At 41.6% G+C, this 18525-nt stretch carries 15 protein-coding genes; 10 read left to right on the top strand and 5 right to left on the bottom strand.

The genetic code is table 11. From position 1 onward, the window contains the following. Positions 1-8: 8 nt before the first annotated feature. From sdhA to sucD, 7 genes are all read left to right on the top strand, one after another. Positions 9-1907 carry a succinate dehydrogenase flavoprotein subunit gene (gene sdhA / locus HHA41_RS05700; protein ID WP_168418040.1) on the top strand — a complete coding sequence of 633 codons (1899 nt, stop codon included), beginning with the start codon at positions 9-11 and terminating at the stop codon, positions 1905-1907. 14 nt (positions 1908-1921) lie between these two features. Continuing rightward, a complete protein-coding gene (locus HHA41_RS05705; protein WP_096901010.1) occupies positions 1922-2632 on the top strand; it encodes a succinate dehydrogenase iron-sulfur subunit in 711 nt (236 codons plus the stop codon). An 880-nt stretch (positions 2633-3512) separates the two neighbouring features. Then, positions 3513-6335 (top strand): 2-oxoglutarate dehydrogenase E1 component, encoded by a 2823-nt coding sequence (locus tag HHA41_RS05710; RefSeq protein ID WP_216075688.1) that lies wholly within the window; start codon positions 3513-3515, stop codon positions 6333-6335. Between the two features lie 16 nt (positions 6336-6351). Next, positions 6352-7566: a 2-oxoglutarate dehydrogenase complex dihydrolipoyllysine-residue succinyltransferase gene (gene odhB, locus HHA41_RS05715; protein ID WP_168460914.1), complete on the top strand. Its 1215-nt coding sequence runs from the start codon at positions 6352-6354 to the stop codon at positions 7564-7566. Between the two features lie 60 nt (positions 7567-7626). Next, positions 7627-9060, top strand: a complete 1434-nt coding sequence (gene lpdA, locus HHA41_RS05720) for a dihydrolipoyl dehydrogenase (protein ID WP_168418043.1) — start codon at positions 7627-7629, stop codon at positions 9058-9060. 174 nt (positions 9061-9234) lie between these two features. Then, complete coding sequence (gene sucC / locus HHA41_RS05725; RefSeq protein ID WP_168418044.1) at positions 9235-10401, top strand: ADP-forming succinate--CoA ligase subunit beta; 1167 nt, start codon at positions 9235-9237, stop codon at positions 10399-10401. A 12-nt stretch (positions 10402-10413) separates the two neighbouring features. Continuing rightward, a complete protein-coding gene (gene sucD / locus HHA41_RS05730; RefSeq protein ID WP_019836778.1) occupies positions 10414-11304 on the top strand; it encodes a succinate--CoA ligase subunit alpha in 891 nt (296 codons plus the stop codon). Between the two features lie 213 nt (positions 11305-11517). Here sucD and HHA41_RS05735 read toward each other — a convergent pair whose 3' ends face one another. Together HHA41_RS05735 and trpS are read right to left on the bottom strand one after the other, a co-directional pair. After that, positions 11518-12579, bottom strand: coding sequence for a poly-beta-1,6-N-acetyl-D-glucosamine N-deacetylase PgaB (locus HHA41_RS05735; RefSeq protein ID WP_252726720.1), 1062 nt, complete (start codon positions 12577-12579; stop codon positions 11518-11520). Between the two features lie 501 nt (positions 12580-13080). Continuing rightward, on the bottom strand, positions 13081-14094 hold the full coding sequence (gene trpS / locus HHA41_RS05740; RefSeq protein ID WP_168460915.1) for a tryptophan--tRNA ligase: 1014 nt from the start codon (positions 14092-14094) through the stop codon (positions 13081-13083). Positions 14095-14285: 191 nt separating this feature from the next. Between trpS and HHA41_RS05745 the strand changes: the two genes are divergently transcribed. The 3 genes from HHA41_RS05745 (at position 14286) to HHA41_RS05755 (ending at position 16616) form a co-directional block, all read left to right on the top strand. Then, a complete protein-coding gene (locus tag HHA41_RS05745; protein ID WP_168418046.1) occupies positions 14286-15215 on the top strand; it encodes a DUF808 domain-containing protein in 930 nt (309 codons plus the stop codon). Positions 15216-15285: 70 nt separating this feature from the next. Next, on the top strand, positions 15286-16191 hold the full coding sequence (locus HHA41_RS05750) for a neutral zinc metallopeptidase (RefSeq protein WP_168460916.1): 906 nt from the start codon (positions 15286-15288) through the stop codon (positions 16189-16191). An 86-nt stretch (positions 16192-16277) separates the two neighbouring features. Beyond that, positions 16278-16616 carry an MGMT family protein gene (locus HHA41_RS05755; RefSeq protein ID WP_168460918.1) on the top strand — a complete coding sequence of 113 codons (339 nt, stop codon included), beginning with the start codon at positions 16278-16280 and terminating at the stop codon, positions 16614-16616. A gap of 183 nt (positions 16617-16799) precedes the next feature. Here HHA41_RS05755 and HHA41_RS05760 read toward each other — a convergent pair whose 3' ends face one another. The 3 genes from HHA41_RS05760 to HHA41_RS05770 form a co-directional block, all read right to left on the bottom strand. Next, complete coding sequence (locus HHA41_RS05760; protein WP_168418853.1) at positions 16800-17240, bottom strand: universal stress protein; 441 nt, start codon at positions 17238-17240, stop codon at positions 16800-16802. A 189-nt stretch (positions 17241-17429) separates the two neighbouring features. Further along, complete coding sequence (locus HHA41_RS05765) at positions 17430-18068, bottom strand: CatB-related O-acetyltransferase (RefSeq protein WP_168460919.1); 639 nt, start codon at positions 18066-18068, stop codon at positions 17430-17432. 93 nt (positions 18069-18161) lie between these two features. Next, complete coding sequence (locus tag HHA41_RS05770) at positions 18162-18374, bottom strand: hypothetical protein (protein ID WP_168460920.1); 213 nt, start codon at positions 18372-18374, stop codon at positions 18162-18164. Positions 18375-18525: the final 151 nt, after the last annotated feature.

The raw sequence follows: 18525 nt of genomic DNA on the forward strand, positions 1-18525 counted from the left end.
AAAATATCATGGGCGCGATTAACCCTAAAGAAGATTATACAAATATTCCACACCAATTTTTTGACGCAGTCATCGTTGGTGGTGGTGGTTCAGGTATGCGTGCATCTTACCAGCTTGCTCAAGCGGGTTTGAAAGTTGCGGTACTGACCAAAGTATTCCCAACACGTTCGCACACTGTTGCGGCGCAAGGTGGTATTGGTGCATCTCTTGGTAACATGCAAGAAGATAACTGGCACTACCACTTTTATGACACAGTAAAAGGTTCTGACTGGTTAGGCGACCAAGACGCGATCGAGTTCATGACGCGTGAAGCGCCACAAGTGGTTTATGAATTAGAACACTTGGGTATGCCATTTGACCGTAACGCAGACGGTACAATTTACCAACGTCCATTCGGTGGTCACTCTGCAAACTACGGTGAAAAAGCTGTGCCGCGTGCATGTGCTGCAGCTGACCGTACTGGTCACGCACTTCTTCACACGCTTTATCAAAGCAACGTGAAAATGGGTACTCAATTTTTCGTTGAATGGATTGCTCTTGATTTAATCCGTAACGAAGCAGGCGATGTACTTGGTGTTACAGCAATTGACCAAGAAACTGGCAAAATTGCAGTATTCCAAGCGAAAGCGACATTATTTGCTACAGGTGGTGCAGGTCGTGTTTACCGTGCATCTACAAACGCATATATCAACACTGGTGACGGTCTTGGTATGGCTGCTCGTGCGGGTATTCCATTACAAGATATGGAATTCTGGCAGTTCCACCCTACGGGTGTTGCGGGCGCAGGCGTATTGTTAACGGAAGGCTGTCGTGGTGAAGGTGGTATCCTTCGTAACGATTCAGGCGAGCCGTTCATGGAGCGTTATGCACCAACTTTGAAAGACTTGGCGCCACGTGACTTCGTATCACGTTCTATGGACCAAGAAATTAAAGAAGGTCGTGGTTGTGGTCCAAACAAAGACTACATCTTGCTTGATATGACGCACTTGGGTGCAGACACCATTATGAAGCGTCTTCCATCTGTATTCGAGATTGGTAAGAAATTCGCGAACGTTGACTGTACAAAAGAGCCAATTCCAGTAGTACCGACCATCCACTATCAAATGGGTGGTATTCCAACAAACATTCATGGTCAAGTGGTTGTGCCAGAAAGCCGTGAAACTCAAGAGTTGGTTGCGAACTACAACGCAGAAACTGATACTTATACAACAAACTCGGGCGACCGTGATTTTGCTAAACCAGTAAAAGGTTTCTATGCAATTGGTGAGTGTTCATGTGTATCCGTACACGGTGCAAACCGTTTAGGTACAAACTCATTGCTTGACTTGGTTGTATTTGGTAAGGCTGCTGGTCAGCACATCATTGAGTATGTTACTAAGCAACACGATGGTGAGTATGAACCACTTCCAACAACTGTTCTTGAAAACACTGTGAACCGTATTCGTAAACTTGACGAATCAACTTCAGGTGAAAACGCTCAAGAAGTTGCAGATACGATTCGTAACATCGTTCAAGATCACGCAGGTGTATTCCGTACTTCAGCATTGCTTGAAGAAGGTGTTAAACAAATTCTTGCGCTTGAACCACGTGTTCGCAACATTCATTTGAAAGACAAATCTAAAGTATTTAACACTGCGCGTGTAGAAGCTTTAGAAGTTGAAAACTTATATGAAGTTGCTAAAGCGACATTAATCTCAGCTGCTGCACGTAAAGAATGTCGTGGTGCGCATACGGTTGTAGACTTCGAGTTACCACCAGATCACCCAACTTATTCTTATGGTCGTCGTGATGATGAGTGGATGAAGCACACCTTATGGTTCTCTACAGATAACCGTCTTGAGTACAAACCAGTACGTTACAAGCCGCTTACTGTAGCTGCTATTCCACCTAAACCACGTACATTCTAATTGGGAGAAGTAAGATGAGTAGAGGTACTCGTACATTTAATATCTACCGCTACGATCCTGATAAGGATAAAGCACCGTACATGCAAACTTTTAAGCTTGAATTGACTGATAAGCACCGTATGTTGCTTGATGCGCTTCTTGCATTGAAAGTACAAGATGAAACTTTAACGTTCCGTCGTTCATGTCGTGAAGGTATTTGTGGTTCTGATGGTGTAAACATCAACGGTAAAAATGGTTTAGCGTGTCTTTGGAACCTAAACGACTTACCAGAAGTGATTACGATTCGTCCACTTCCAGGTCTTCCAGTAATTAAAGACTTAGTTGTTGATATGAATCAGTTCTACGATCAGTACAACAAGATTCATCCATTCTTGATCAACAACCAGCCTGCGCCTCCAAAAGAGCGTTTACAGTCTCAAGAAGATCGTGAACACCTTGATGGTTTGTATGAATGTATTCTTTGTGCATGTTGTTCAACTTCATGCCCATCATTCTGGTGGAACCCAGACAAGTTCTTGGGTCCTTCAGCATTGTTGAATGCATACCGCTTCATCATTGACTCTCGTGATACTGCAACTCAAGAGCGTTTGGCTCGTCTTGACGACCCATTCTCATTGTTCCGTTGTAAAGGCATCATGAACTGTGTGTCTGTTTGTCCGAAAGGTTTGAACCCGACGAAAGCAATTGGTCACATTCGTAACATGTTATTAGACCAAGCTGGCTAAGCGAGCTAAGGTTGAAAAAAAAGCACATCTTTGGATGTGCTTTTTTTATGGCTTAATATTGCTGTAAAAGTAAAATAATAACGAGGTGTGTTTTTTAATATCGAACATATAAACGTAGTATGCAAAGAAGTGATTAAAAAATGAGTGCTTGATATTTTTTAGGTATAACTGCTGGATTAATAGACAAAAACCGATAAAAGGCGACTAAAGTTGCACACAATTGTAATCCAGTGCTGCTATTTTGTTGTAAAGCATAGGCAAATGCCAAGATTAGCTGCAATATTTGTTTTTAGATGTTATCATTTAACGTGTAATTGAGAGGGCAGATTGAGAGATGTGCTCTCTTTTCTTTTATCTAAAATAGTGGGGTTGGACTTTGGTCTAAATTGCTTCTGTTTTTTAAATAAAGCACCATATATTAGATGAAAATAGAATCACTGTATTTCGCCAATTTATAGGAGGTATGTGTCAAAAAAATCAATTGGTTTATGAGATCATGTTACGATTAATGAACCGCTATATTTAAAAAATATTGAAATTTTGTACATTTTATCAACATTTTAACGCTGTTTAGTGTGCTATTTAATCAGACTAAAAGCATAAAAGTCGGGTTAGAAAAGCGAAGTGTGTGAACTTCATTTTTCTAAAACGATTTTGCAAAAAATTGCTCGGCTTGGGTCGAGTATATAGATGAGTGATGATGCCAATGAGGGCGTTATGATTCATAAATGACATTGGGTTTTCCTAATGTAGTGATAACGCCTCATGACATTTGTCAACTGGGGACTAATGTCATGTTACCAATTTGACATTATCAATCATGGGTTTTGCTTAAAAAGCATCCTGGAAAATGTTTTTGCAATAGGAAATGGGTCCACAAATGCAAGAAGTTGCTGACGCACTGCGTCTTGACACTGAACTTTCCGCTGATAGTGCAGCGTATATTGAAGAACTTTACGAGCATTATTTGACGTCACCGGAATCAGTCGGTGCTGATTGGCGTGAATATTTCGATAAATTCCCGAAGGGTGATCAACCACACAGCAATGTACGTGAGCAATTCCTTTTATTAGGTCGTAATTCAAATCGCGTTCAAGCCATTGTTCAAGGTTCAGTGAGTTCTGAACACGAACAACGTCAAATTGGCGTGTTGCAACTGATTGCAGCTTACCGTAACCGTGGTCACCAAAAAGCAAAATTAGATCCATTAGGTTTGGCAAAACGTGAAGACGTGCCAGATTTAGATCTTGCTGCGCATGGTTTAACCAAGTCAGATTTAGACACGGTATTCCACACAGGTAACTTGGCGATTGATAAAGCTGAAGCGACCCTAGGTGAAATGGTTGAAGCTATGCAGTCAATCTACTGCGGTTCAATTGGTGCAGAATACATGCACATTGTTGATACCAAAGAGAAACGCTGGATTCAACAACGCTTAGAGAGCGCACGCGGTAAATTTACGTTCACTGCAGACCAAAAGAAACACGTACTTGAGCGCTTAACAGCAGCTGAAGGTCTAGAAAAATATCTAGGTAACAAATACGTGGGTGCAAAACGCTTTGGTGTAGAAGGCGGCGAATCATTTATCCCAATGGTCAACGAAATTATTCAACGTGCAGGTGCTGTAGGTTGTAAAGAAGTTGTGATTGGTATGCCACACCGTGGTCGTTTGAACCTGCTTGTGAATATCATGGGTAAAAACCCAGCAGACCTATTTGGTGAGTTCGAAGGTAAGAGCTTACACAAAAAAGGTTCGGGTGACGTGAAATATCACCAAGGTTTCTCATCTAACGTGATGACCCCAGGTGGTGAAGTGCACTTGGCACTTGCGTTTAACCCATCACACTTGGAAATTGTTGGTCCAGTGGTTGAAGGTTCTGTTCGTGCACGCCAAGTACGTCGTAAAGACATTGGTGGTGATGACGTATTGCCATTAATCGTACACGGTGACGCAGCATTTGCAGGTCAAGGTGTGAACCAAGAAACCTTCCAAATGTCACAAACTCGCGGTTATACCGTAGGTGGTACAGTTCACATTGTGATTAACAACCAAGTTGGTTTCACAACTTCTGACCCACGTGACGCACGTTCTACAGAATACTGTACTGACATTGCAAAAATGATTCAGGCGCCAATTTTCCATGTGAATGGCGATGACCCTGAAGCTGTAATTTTTGTATCTCAATTGGCACACGATTTCCGTCACACATTCCGTAAAGACGTTGTGATTGATTTGTTCTGCTACCGTCGTCGTGGTCACAACGAAGCTGACGAGCCAGCAGCAACTCAGCCAATGATGTATCAAGTGATCAACAAAAAGACCACAACACGTACTTTATATGCTGACCAATTGGTGCAAGAAGGTGTGTTGGATCGTGCTGCGGCAGATCAAATGGTTGAAGACTACCGTTCTGATTTAGAAGCGGGTAATCACGTTGCGAATGCATTGGTACTTGAGCCAAATACCAAAATGTTTGTAGATTGGTCTCCGTACTTAGGTCATGACTATATAGACGTTTGGGATACGACTTTCCCTGTTGAGCGTTTGAAAGAACTTGGTCAAACCATGCGTAAACTTCCAGAAGGTTTCGTGATGCAGCGCCAAGTTGCAAAAGTGATTGATGATCGCTTAAAAATGCAAACGGGTGAAATGCCACTGAACTGGGGTGCAGCTGAAACTTTAGCTTATGCAACTTTGTTGGATGAAGGCTATTTAGTTCGTTTGACTGGTGAAGACGTAGGTCGTGGTACTTTCTCACACCGTCACGCAAAATTGCACAACCAAGTCGATGGTAAAACTTATATTCCGTTATGCCATATCAAAGAGAACCAACCACGTGTTGCAATCTACGACTCTTTATTGTCTGAAATGGCAGTATTGGCATTCGAATACGGTTATGCAACGACACTTCCGAAGAGCTTGATCATTTGGGAAGCACAATTTGGTGACTTCGCAAACTGTGCTCAAGTGGTGATTGACCAGTTCATCTCATCTGGTGAAACCAAGTGGGAGCGTGTGTGTGGTTTGACTATGCTACTTCCACACGGCTTTGAAGGTCAGGGTCCAGAGCACTCATCTGCACGTTTAGAGCGTTTCTTACAGCTTTGTGCGGAAGAAAACATGCAAGTGATGACACCAACAACACCAGCACAGATTTTCCACGCTTTACGTCGTCAGGCGATTCGTCCAATCCGTAAGCCAATGATCATCATGTCGCCGAAGTCTTTACTTCGTCACAAGTTAGCTGTGTCTAGCTTGGATGAGCTTGCAACTGGTACATTCCAGACTGTGATTGATGAAACTGATAACATCAACAAGTCAGACGTGACTCGTCTAGTGCTATGTGGTGGTAAGGTTTATTACGACTTGCTTGAAAAACGTCGTGAATTAGAATTGAACAACACTGCAATTGTTCGTATTGAACAGTTGTATCCATATCCAGAACAACGTATTGCTGAAGTTCTTGCTTCTTATCCAAACGTGAAAGAACTTGTTTGGGCTCAAGAAGAGCCGAAGAACCAAGGTGCTTGGTTATTCATCGCGCCACGTTTATATGATGACGTAATGAAAACTGGTAAACAGATTCGTATTAGTTATGCGGGTCGTGAAGCATCTGCAGCACCAGCGTGTGGTTCACCATATTTGCATGCAAAACAACAAGCTCAGCTCATCAATGACGCGCTTGCGATCGTAGCTGAATAACAGGAGATTCGAAGTAATGGCAACCGAAATTAAAGCACCGGTATTTCCAGAGTCAGTTGCAGACGGTACGATTGCAACTTGGCACAAACAACCAGGTGAAGCAGTATCACGCGATGAAGTGATCTGTGACATTGAAACTGATAAAGTTGTTTTGGAAGTAGTCGCTCCTGCAGATGGTACGATCTCTGTCATCATTAAAAACGAAGGCGACACTGTTCTTTCTGACGAAGTAATTGCTCAATTTGAAGCTGGCGCTGTTTCTGGTGCGGCTCAAACTCAAGCAGTTCAGTCTGAAGGTCAGGTAGAGCAAGCTGCAGCACAAACTGAAGCGGGTGCTGCACCTGTTGTTGAGCGTGCACAACCTGTTGCTGACCAAGCGCCAGCAGTACGTAAAGCCTTGACTGAAACAGGTATCAATGCTGCAGACGTAGCGGGTACAGGTCGTGGTGGTCGTATCACTAAAGAAGATGTTGCAAATCATCAAACTAAACCTGCTGCTGCAGCTGCGCCATTAAGCGTTGCGGTAGGTGAGCGTATTGAGAAACGTGTTCCTATGACACGTTTACGTAAGCGTGTTGCTGAGCGTTTACTTGCAGCGACTCAAGAAACTGCAATGTTGACTACGTTTAACGAAGTGAACATGAAGCCAATTATGGAAATGCGTGCACAATATAAAGATGCGTTTGAAAAACGTCATGGTGCACGTCTAGGCTTTATGTCTTTCTTTGTGAAAGCTGCAACTGAAGCACTTAAGCGTTATCCAGCTGTAAACGCTTCAATTGATGGCGATAACATCGTGTATCACGGTTACTACGACATCGGTGTAGCTGTTTCTTCTGACCGTGGTCTAGTGGTTCCTGTATTACGTGATACAGACCGTATGAACTACGCTGAAGTAGAAAACGGCATCCGTGACTATGCTTACAAAGCACGTGACGGTAAGTTGGGTATTGAAGACATGACTGGCGGTACATTCACCATTACTAACGGTGGTACTTTCGGTTCATTGTTGTCTACTCCAATTCTAAATACGCCACAAACTGCAATTTTGGGTATGCACAAAATCCAAGAGCGTCCTATGGCAGTTAATGGCCAAGTAGAAATCTTGCCAATGATGTATTTAGCGCTTTCTTATGACCACCGTTTAATTGATGGTAAAGAAGCTGTAGGTTTCCTTGTAACAATCAAAGAATTGTTAGAAGAACCAGCTAAACTCATCCTTGACCTTTAATTCTAAAGAATAAATCAGTGGGCTTGGAGCGATCCTCTAAGCCCATTTTTGGAGATAAAAATGTCTCAACAATTTGATCTTGTTGTTATTGGCGGTGGCCCAGGTGGTTATGAAGCGGCAATTCGTGCTGCACAACTTGGTTTTAAAGTTGCGTGTATCGAAAAACGTATTCATAAAGGCAAACCATCTTTAGGTGGTACATGCTTAAACGTGGGTTGTATCCCATCTAAAGCATTACTTGATTCTTCACATCGTTATGAAGATACAGTGCATCACTTGGCTGATCACGGTATCACCACAGGCGAAGTACAGTTTGACCTTGCAAAACTTTTAGCACGTAAAGACAAAATCGTTGACCAATTGACTGGCGGTATTGATCAGTTATTAAAAGGTAACGGTATTGAGTGGTTAAAAGGTACAGGTAAATTACTTGCTGGCAAGAAAGTTGAGTTTGTTTCTCACGAAGGTGAAACTCAGGTTCTAGAGCCTAAATATGTCATTCTTGCGACAGGTTCTGTACCAGTTAACATTCCTGTAGCGCCAGTAGATCAAGACCTGATTGTTGATTCAACAGGTGCACTTGAGTTCCCTGAAGTACCTAAGCGTTTAGGTGTGATTGGTGCAGGTGTCATTGGTCTTGAGCTTGGTTCAGTATGGCGTCGTTTGGGTGCAGAAGTTGTAGTATTTGAAGCAATGGATGCATTCTTACCAATGGCTGACAAAGCATTGGCTAAAGACTACCAAAAACTGTTGACTAAGCAAGGTATGGACATCCGTATCGGTGCAAAAGTTGCAGGTACTGAAATTAACGGTCGTGAAGTTACAGTTAAATATACCCAAGGCGGCGAAGACAAAGAACAAACTTTTGACAAGTTAATCGTTTGTGTAGGTCGTCGTGCTTATGCAGAAGGCTTATTGGCTGATGACTGTGGTATTAAACTGACTGAACGTGGTTTAGTTGAAGTGAACGATTGGTGTGCAACTTCTGTTGAAGGTGTATATGCAATTGGTGACTTGGTGCGTGGTCCAATGCTTGCACATAAAGCAATGGAAGAAGGCGTGATGGCTGTTGAGCGTATTCATGGCCATGCTGCACAAGTGAACTACGATACCATCATTTCAGTGATTTACACACACCCTGAAGCGGCGTGGGTAGGTTTAACTGAAGAGCAAGCCAAAGAAAAAGGTCATGAAGTGAAAACTGGTCAATTCGGTTTCGCTGTAAATGGTCGTGCTTTAGCTGCTGGTGAAGGTGCAGGCTTTGTGAAGTTTGTAGCAGATGCAAAAACAGATCGTCTATTGGGCATGCATGTAATTGGCCCTGCAGCGTCTGACATTGTTCACCAAGGTATGATTGCCCTTGAATTTGTATCTTCAGTTGAAGATTTACAATTAATGACATTTGGTCATCCAACTTTCTCTGAAGTAGTGCATGAAGCTGCTTTAGCGGTGGATGGGCGTGCGATTCACGCGATTCAGCGTAAACGCAAATAACACTAAAAAGAGCGGCTTAGGCCGCTCTTTTTACATTTGATGGTTGTGTTTGTGGGAATAATCATCTAAAAATAAAGAGCATAGAAAATAGCACCACCATGGAAGACCAAGATCAAACCCAGATTTGATGCGGGTGGTGAGAACTGAATAAAAGAAGTAGTAAAAGGTTAGTCAATGAATTTACATGAGTATCAAGCGAAAGCGCTATTAAAAAAATATGGCATGCCTGTTCAGGAAGGAATCTTGGCCACGACAGCAGTAGAAGCTGTGCAAGCTTTTGAGCAACTGGGCGGAAAATTTGCCGTAATGAAGGCGCAAGTACATGCGGGTGGCCGTGGTAAAGCGGGTGGTGTAAAAGTGGTGAAATCTGCACAGGAAGCTGCAGACTATGCCAATGAAATTATTGGTACACGCTTGGTCACTTATCAAACTGATGCTTATGGTCAGCCGGTAAACAGTATTTTGGTTGCAGAAGATGTCTATCCTGTAGAGCGCGAATTGTACTTAGGTGCTGTGGTAGATCGTTCAAGCCGTCGTGTCACCTTTATGGCATCTACCGAAGGTGGGGTTGAAATTGAAAAAGTCGCAGAAGAAACCCCTGAAAAAATTATTAAAGTAGAAGTCGATCCATTGGTGGGGTTATTGCCATTTCAGGCGCGAGAAGTTGCTTTCGCCTTAAAACTAAAAGATAGCCAAATCACTCAGTTTGTAAAAATTATGACTGCGGCTTATCAGGCATTTATTGATAATGATTTTGCATTGTTTGAAATTAATCCACTTTCAGTGCGCGAAAATGGTGAGATTTTATGTGTCGATGCTAAAGTCGGAATTGACTCTAATGCGTTGTACCGTTTACCTGAGGTATTGGCGCTGCGAGATAAGTCACAAGAAAATGAGCGTGAATTGCGTGCTTCAGAATTTGACCTGAACTATGTAGCTTTGGAAGGCAACATTGGCTGTATGGTCAATGGTGCGGGCTTGGCAATGGCAACGATGGATATTATTAAGTTGTATGGTGGCCAGCCTGCGAACTTCTTAGATGTAGGTGGTGGTGCAACCAAAGAGCGTGTGATTGAAGCCTTTAAAATTATTTTGGCAGATCACTCAGTCAAAGGCGTGTTAATCAATATTTTTGGTGGAATTGTACGTTGTGACATGATTGCAGAAGCAATTATTGCAGCGGTTCAAGAGGTAAATGTTACTGTGCCTGTGGTGGTTCGTTTAGAAGGAAACAACTCAGAGCTAGGTGCTAAATTACTAGATGAATCAGGATTAAAACTTATTTCTGCAAATGGCTTGTCCGATGCTGCAGAAAAAATTGTTGCTGCAGTGAAAGCTTAAGGAGAATCAGGCATGAGCGTATTAATTGATAAAAACACCAAAGTATTGGTTCAGGGTTTTACGGGTAAGAACGGGACTTTTCACTCAGCACAAGCACTCGACTATGGCACGAAAGTGGTGGGTGGGGTCACGCCAGGTAAAGGTGGTCAAACACATTTAGAATTACCCGTGTTTAACACTATGAAAGAAGCGGTACGTGAAACAGCTGCAGATGCATCCGTGATTTATGTACCAGCACCATTTGTTCTAGATTCGATTGTGGAAGCTGTAGATTCAGGCGTAGGTTTAATTGTCGTGATTACAGAAGGCGTGCCAACCATCGACATGCTCAAGGCTAAGCGCTATTTGGAAACCAATAGCAATGGAACACGTTTAGTTGGGCCGAATTGTCCAGGCGTGATTACACCAGGCGAATGTAAAATTGGCATTATGCCAGGACATATTCATCAACCAGGCCGTATTGGAATTATTTCACGTTCAGGTACGCTGACGTATGAAGCGGTAGCTCAAACTACAAAACTTGGACTTGGACAATCGACTTGTATTGGTATTGGAGGGGATCCAATTCCAGGAATGAATCAGATTGATGCTTTAAAATTATTCCAAGATGACCCAGATACTGATGCCATTATTATGATTGGTGAGATTGGCGGAACGGCAGAAGAAGAGGCTGCTGAATATATTCAGTCCAATGTCAGCAAACCTGTAGTGGGTTATATTGCAGGTGTGACTGCACCAAAAGGCAAGCGTATGGGGCATGCGGGTGCAATTATTTCAGGCGGTAAAGGCACAGCAGAAGAAAAGTTTGCTGCCTTTGAGCGAGCGGGAATGGCATATACACGTAGTCCTGCAGAATTAGGTTCTACCATGCTGCAAGTACTTAAGGAAAAAGGTTTGGCTTAAGCTAAATTTCGGCAATCTAATTAACAGATCATTCAATCATTAGATTGCCTATTAAGCAGAACATAATGATCGATTTAATCCCCGTAAAAGGGGATTTTTTATGTGTGAAAGCGTGCAATAATTGAAATATAAAGTTTTTTTAATCAATTAATTAAGTAAAAATTATGTAATAAGTAATATTTTATAAGGCTCTAGACTAACATATCTATTCTGCTAGTCTAGAGCCTCAAAAATAGTACGATCCAAATTTGGGTCGTATTTTTTTGCATGTCGAATTAAATCTAAATAGAATTTTTTGTGATCTTTAGCTTGTTCCATATAGGGCATGGCCATAATTGCGTTGTAATCATAATAACGGTAGGTACTTGGCATGGATTGTGAAAACCACTGTTCGCTTTGTGGTTGAAGCACCACAGGTGCATACATGTTCCGAGCAACCAATAAATTCGGTTGGTATTGCTTTAAAACTTGGGTGATACCCGCTGCCAATTGATCCAAATATGCAGTTTTGTGTTTGGCTAAACGTCCCTGCGAAGGGTGTCGAATATTGTTGAAAATTCGTTTTGAAAAGCCCCATTCTTGATAGTACTTACGTGCTAAAGCCGAAGAATCTTCATAATCTGACAAGGTAATATCATCATGGTACAGCACACCATCTACAGGGTTGTGCTGAATAAAATCACGGAAAATATCGACAATAATTGCCAAGTTTTTCTGTTCAAAAGGAGAAAGGCGAATATAGCCTTTTTGCCCGCCTTGACGATGTTCTACATAGTTTAAATCTTGAGCTTTAGGTAATTCCCAAGCCAGTACAGGCAGCCAAGCATAGACTTGCTGAACCTGAGTTTTGTCACGAATTTGTTGATGCACCTGTTGAAACAAATTATCCCGCACTGGTACATGGCGGTTCTCAAAATAAACCTGATCGGCTGAACCATTGGCATCTGGGTCGGCAAAAGCCTGCAAAAAAATGGTATTGGGCTGAATGGCATTAATACGTTGAATTAAGGCTTGTATATTTCGCTTTTGTTGGGCTTTGTCGCTGTCAAACACATAATCTAAATCAATGTGCATGATGCGCATTTTTGCAATGTGATGCTTGTGCAGATTAGGTTTATGTGAATTTGTGTTAGGCAGTTTTAGCGACTCATGCAAAACATGCTGAATAGGGTGGTCTGGTATCACCACCAAGGCGTGTACTTGTGCGTAAGTGGAAATCGTCATCAAGAGTCCAATTTGACTGATACGCTGAATAGTTCGGATGAGTCCAGACATAAATAAGGGCATCACATTTAAAGCTGTACAACAGAATAGAGTTACTTTAATTGGAATACCGTTGGCTTCAAGTAGAATTTTGCAATGATGCTGTTGAGTCCTGTATTACCTCTAATAAAGATTCAGTTGTGATGTATACAATTTGCTAAAAGTTTAGGTATATGCAGGTATCAAGGCGATAATTCAGACAAAAAAATACGCAATGATTGGGGTGATCATTGCGTAGGAACTACGAATCTGCATACACAGTTTCGGTAAAGGAGAAATGTTATGAAATTAGGATTGCTCCTAAAGCATGTGATTATCATAAGCAAAACCTGAATACTTTTCCTCAGTATTCGAGTTACGTGATGTTAAGTAACGTAACTAATAAGTGTTTTGTGTGAGTAAAATCACGAGATTTTGAAGGTTTTGCAGAAATAAAAAAGCCTCTAATTTTAGTAAATTAGAGGCTTTGTGTTTAAATAATACGTGATAAAACAGGTGTTTAGGGGAGTTGATTTAGAAGCGGAAAACGCCTAATCCAGCTTTCACTTCGTCTAAAGTTTGCTGAGTAATATCACGGCATTTGTCTGTACCCGATTTCAAAATGTCCATAATGTAATCTGGGTCTTTTGCCAACTCGATACGACGTTCACGGATAGGGCCAATCAATTCTTTTAAAATACCTTCTAAACGCTTTTTCACGGTACCATCGCCCAAACCACCACGACGATAATGCGCTTTCAGTTCTTCAAGCTCTTCTTTATTGGTGTCAAACGCATCTAAATAGGTAAATACCACGTTGCCTTCAACCTGACCTGGGTCTTCAATACGCAGGTGATTTGGGTCGGTGTACATGGCATTCACCGCTTTTTTAATGTCTTTGTCAGTGGCGTCTAACACAATGGTATTGCCCAAAGATTTAGACATTTTAGCTTTGCCATCAAAACCTGGTAAGCGACCCATATTAGATAATAAAGCCTGACATTCAGGTAACAGGTCTTGTCCAATCTGACGATTCACACGACGTACAATTTCATTGGTCTGTTCAATCATTGGAATCTGATCTTCACCGACTGGCACCACAGTCGCTTTAAATGCTGTAATATCGGCTGCCTGTGCCACAGGGTAGCAGAGGAAACCTGCAGGAATATCACGCTCAAAACCACGCATCTGAATTTCAGATTTAATGGTTGGGTTACGCTCTAAACGTGCCACAGTCACGAAGTTTAAATACAACATGGTGAGTTCGTTTAGCGCAGGCAAACAAGATTGCACGCAAATGGTGGTCTTGGTTGGGTCAATGCCTACAGCTAAATAATCGGTAGCAACTTCAATAATATTACGACGTACTTTTTCAAAGTTATCGGCGTTATCGGTCAGGGCTTGAGCATCGGCAAGTAACAGATGTTGATGATGCGAGTCTTGTAAACCTACACGTGAACGTAAAGAACCCACAAAGTGACCTAAATGTAGCTGTCCAGTCGGACGATCGCCCGTCAAAATCACAGGACGATTATCTTGATTACTCATTTTTTATTCCAAGTCGTATCTACGACATCTATGTACCGATGAATTGCTACATTGTAAGGCATAACATTTTTCAATGTCACTTCCTTAAACAGATTGAATTGAATTCGTTTAAAAAATTAATGAAGTAAATACAGAGTTTATTTGCGTACAGTTTTAAAATAGATAGAAAATCGCATAAGGATAACAAAGCAATGGCGAGCAGCTTATTACTTTTATTAGATGACATTGCAACCGTTTTAGATGATGTAGCCGTCATGAGTAAAATGGCTGCTAAAAAAACAGCAGGGGTATTAGGTGATGATCTGGCATTGAATGCGCAGCAGGTCAGTGGTGTGCGTGCAGATCGTGAGTTACCTGTAGTGTGGCGGGTAGCTAAGGGCTCTTTTGTTAATAAATTGATTTTAGTACCGTTGGCACTGCTCATTAGCGTGGTTGCCGCATGGTTGATTAATCCATTATTGGTCATTGGTGGGTTGTTCTTAAGCTATGAGGGTGTTGAAAAGATCATGCACACCCTACAGCACAAAAAAGCAAAAACTGCCGCAGAAGCGCAATTAGAATTGATTCAGACTGAGCAAGACCTTGCTCGTTTTGAAAATGAAAAAATTAAAGGTGCAGTGCGTACTGACTTTATTCTATCGGCTGAAATTGTGGTGATTTCATTAGGTACAGTCGCAGCCGCCAGTTTCTTAACCAAAGTGACCGTATTAAGCGTAATTGCCATTGCCATGACCGTTGGGGTCTATGGCTTAGTTGCATTTATTGTCAAAATTGATGACATTGGTTTACATCTGACTGAACAACCATCTAATTTTAAACAACGTATTGGTCGTGGCTTATTGGCATTCGCCCCGATATTAATGAAAACTTTGTCGGTTGTTGGGACTGCTGCCATGTTTTTAGTGGGTGGTGGTATTATCAATCATGCTATTCCATTTGTGCACCATTTCACAGAAGATACAGTAGAGTATGTTCAAGACATCCCAACTATGGGCAGCATTGTAGGGGCTGTAACGCCAACCTTAATGAATTTTGCGGTGGGTATTTTAGCGGGTGTATTGGTTGTGATTGTGGTTACACTGATTCAAAAAGTATGGCCAAAGTCTAAACAGAGTCAATAAGCCCTGCTTCAAGACTTAGACTATATTTAGAATGAACTATCATTCAAAAAATTGAGAAAGGATAAGAATAATGCGTTGGAAAGGTCGTCGAGTTAGTACGAATGTAGAAGACCGCCGTGGTGGCGGTGGAGCAAAAGCGGGCGGTATCAGTATCTTGGGCTTGGTGGTGGCCTTTGTTGCATGGAAGTTCTTTGGGGTCGACCCTCAATCTGCTTATCAGGCAACTAAGCAAGTCACCTCACATGCACAAAGTGCTGAAACCAAAGGTTTAGATAACCCAAGCCCTGAGCAGCAAGAAGCCATTGAGTTTGTAGGTACTGTTTTGGCAGATACTGAAGACACCTGGTCACAAGTGTTTCAGCAGCAGTTAAATAGCCAATATATTCCACCTAAACTGGTACTGTTTACGGGCGTGGTGAATTCGGGTTGTGGTACTGCACAATCTGCCATGGGGCCATTTTATTGCCCTGCCGATCAAAAAGTATATATTGATACTTCATTCTTCCAAGCCATGCGTCAGCAAATGGGGATTGGTGGAGAGCAAAATCAGACTGAACTTAGCCGAAACGATCAGGCTGGTGATTTTGCACAAGCTTACGTGGTGGCACATGAAGTTGGACATCATATTCAAACCATTTTAGGCATTTCTGAACAAGTGTATAAAGCACGTCAGCAAGTCAGTGACGTGCAGGGCAACCAGCTTTCAGTTCGTCAAGAATTACAGGCAGACTGTTTATCGGGTGTGTGGGCGCATCACAACCATCAACGTACTCAATTCTTAGAACAGGGCGATATTGAAGAAGCGATGGACGCTGCACATAAAATTGGGGATGATTACTTGCAAAAACGTGCACGTGGACAAGTCGTACCTGATAGCTTCACGCATGGTACTAGTGCGCAGCGTGTGCAATGGTTCCAAACAGGCTTAAAGTCAGGCTTGATTAACGATTGTGACACCTTCAATGCCGCAATATAAGTGACTTAAACTTGTATGATTATGATAAAAGGAGTGATTGATTCACTCCTTTTTCTTTTTAACAATTGCAGGAAATCAGGCTGTTTATGAAGTCAAATATACCTATTACAAAACCCAGCGATGAATTAGCACAACAGATTTTAGCCGTGGTGTGTCTAATTCCTAAAGGGCATGTAGCAACTTATGGACAAGTGGCGGCATTGGCGGGTTTACCCAAACATGCGCGATTAGTGGGTTATGTCTTAAAGCATTTGTCGGCAGATCATCAAGTACCGTGGCATAGGGTGATTAATGCACAAGGCAAAATTAGCCTAAGTAAGTTGAATACTCAGGGAGAGAATGAGCAGGCATTAAAGTTAATGGCTGAAAACATAGTTGTGCTTGAAGGTAGAGTAAATTTAAAACAATACCAATGGCGAACTTGAGTCGTTGAAGAAACAAGAGGGAAGAAAACAAAGGTTAAGTAGATGATTTATTATGCCGTCAGGAAAGCGATTTAAGGAAATTGTTGAAGTGAAAAACAGTATAGTTTTAAGTGCACGAAGATGTGAAAAAGAAAGGAAGAAGCGAAAAGTTCCCCATTTCCGTAGAAATGAGGAACAAGAAACTTATTGGCGTACCACAAGTACAGGTGTTGTGCCTTCGCTTAAAATGCTTTGAGCAACACTACCTAAGAATAATTTTTTCAAGCCAGTACGGCCATGAGAACCGATCACGATCAGGTCAGCATTTAACTCTTTCGCAGCATTGCTGATTTCACGTGCAATGACTTGACCTTCAAGTAATTTAGTTTCAGCTTCAACACCTTGCTCAGTGAATTTTTGTTTCGCTTCTTCTAAGGTTTTTACGATAGAAGCACGCGCACGTTCAATTAAGTCATTGGTTTGGTTTGCTGTGATGTATTCTGCAGCAATGTATGGGTCAAGAGTAAGTACTTGAACCACAGTAATTTTACTACCAAATGCTTTTGCAAGTTCAGCAGCTTTTGCAACAGCAGCAAAAGAAGTTTCAGAACCGTCCACTGGTACGAGGATGTTTTGGTAAGCCATGAGTGTTTCTCCTTATTGTAATTTCAATACTTTAATAAAATATTCGCTCTGAGTCCTGTCTTATCTTACGCTGAATTTATAGAGAATAAAACCCAGTAATTTCATAAAGATAATTGAGTGCTGTAAGTCCTTATTTCACCTTAATTTAGCATGAAATTATGACGCTGTGCTTGAAATTCAACTAAAGTTTTAGTCCTTATTGTTGTGCTGATTTTTAAAAAATTCCACCAGTTTTTTAACGTCATCTGTCTGCAATTGTTCTCGTATTTGTAGCAGATATTTTTCATCTAAATCATACAGTTTTAGTGCCAGAATGTCGGAAATTTCAGCTGCATTAAAACGGTGTTTAATCACTTTAGCAGGTACGCCCGCCACAATGGCATAAGGTGGTACATCTTGCGTAACCACTGCACCTGTAGCCACAATTGCACCTTCGCCTAATTCAACGCCTTGCATAATCATGGCACGACTACCAATCCAGCAACCATCGCCAATTTTAGTATCACCTGCGGCAACAAAGCTGCGAGTATCAAACGGAAAAGCCGCAATCCAGTCACTGCGATGCAATTGATTGCCGCCCATCATAATCACACATTCCGCACCAAAGCAGACAAAATTACCAATATAGAGCTGATCAATTGGTTTTTCTGCTGTGGCGGGTTTGTCGTGCAAATAACGTACTACACAACGCTCAAAGCCTTGATCCCAATAAGCTGAATAATACGAGTAATTGCCTTTAATATGGATATTCGGATTTTTTACAGTTTTGGAGATAAACTCAAATTCGCACCAGTGTTTGACAGGGGAATTAATCAGCGCTTCAGACATGGTTTTTTCGTATGGGAAGGTGAGGGGATTATAACGAAGATTGCTCAGCACTGCTAAAAAGTGCGAAAGTTTTGCAGTGTAGGGATGTTGTGATTATTTAAACCAATGCCACAAAAACATAAAAATATTTTTGACACTATGGGGAAAGATGAAACCCCAAATGCCAAAAAAGAGTGATGCTGCCAATATGATGTTGATGGGATTGCTCTGTGTATTGATATAGAGTCCCCAAACTGGAATCAAAATAAGTCCTAAAACAGCCCCCGAAAGTGCATAAACAAATGCATGAATGAAGCGATTTTCCATCTTATTTTCCTAAATTTTTTTCGCAGTATAATCTATGCATCATTCATTGTGATTTTTAGACAATAAAAAACCCCTCAAAGAGTAATTAACTATAACTAAAAATATAGACAAATATTTGCATAAGTGCTCATTTTGTCTATGTCGATTCAGT

It is taken from the genome of Acinetobacter sp. A1 (assembly GCF_012371315.1).
GTDB lineage: Bacteria > Pseudomonadota > Gammaproteobacteria > Pseudomonadales > Moraxellaceae > Acinetobacter.

Bases quoted from the DNA above. Each gene is read 5' to 3' on its own strand.
- sdhA (WP_168418040.1), top strand. From the start codon at position 9: ATGGGCGCGATTAACCCTAAAGAAGATTATACAAATATTCCACACCAA.
- HHA41_RS05705 (WP_096901010.1), top strand. From the start codon at position 1,922: ATGAGTAGAGGTACTCGTACATTTAATATCTACCGCTACGATCCTGAT.
- HHA41_RS05710 (WP_216075688.1), top strand. From the start codon at position 3,513: ATGCAAGAAGTTGCTGACGCACTGCGTCTTGACACTGAACTTTCCGCT.
- odhB (WP_168460914.1), top strand. From the start codon at position 6,352: ATGGCAACCGAAATTAAAGCACCGGTATTTCCAGAGTCAGTTGCAGAC.
- lpdA (WP_168418043.1), top strand. From the start codon at position 7,627: ATGTCTCAACAATTTGATCTTGTTGTTATTGGCGGTGGCCCAGGTGGT.
- sucC (WP_168418044.1), top strand. From the start codon at position 9,235: ATGAATTTACATGAGTATCAAGCGAAAGCGCTATTAAAAAAATATGGC.
- sucD (WP_019836778.1), top strand. From the start codon at position 10,414: ATGAGCGTATTAATTGATAAAAACACCAAAGTATTGGTTCAGGGTTTT.
- HHA41_RS05735 (WP_252726720.1), bottom strand. From the start codon at position 12,579: ATGTCTGGACTCATCCGAACTATTCAGCGTATCAGTCAAATTGGACTC.
- trpS (WP_168460915.1), bottom strand. From the start codon at position 14,094: ATGAGTAATCAAGATAATCGTCCTGTGATTTTGACGGGCGATCGTCCG.
- HHA41_RS05745 (WP_168418046.1), top strand. From the start codon at position 14,286: ATGGCGAGCAGCTTATTACTTTTATTAGATGACATTGCAACCGTTTTA.
- HHA41_RS05750 (WP_168460916.1), top strand. From the start codon at position 15,286: ATGCGTTGGAAAGGTCGTCGAGTTAGTACGAATGTAGAAGACCGCCGT.
- HHA41_RS05755 (WP_168460918.1), top strand. From the start codon at position 16,278: ATGAAGTCAAATATACCTATTACAAAACCCAGCGATGAATTAGCACAA.
- HHA41_RS05760 (WP_168418853.1), bottom strand. From the start codon at position 17,240: ATGGCTTACCAAAACATCCTCGTACCAGTGGACGGTTCTGAAACTTCT.
- HHA41_RS05765 (WP_168460919.1), bottom strand. From the start codon at position 18,068: ATGTCTGAAGCGCTGATTAATTCCCCTGTCAAACACTGGTGCGAATTT.
- HHA41_RS05770 (WP_168460920.1), bottom strand. From the start codon at position 18,374: ATGGAAAATCGCTTCATTCATGCATTTGTTTATGCACTTTCGGGGGCT.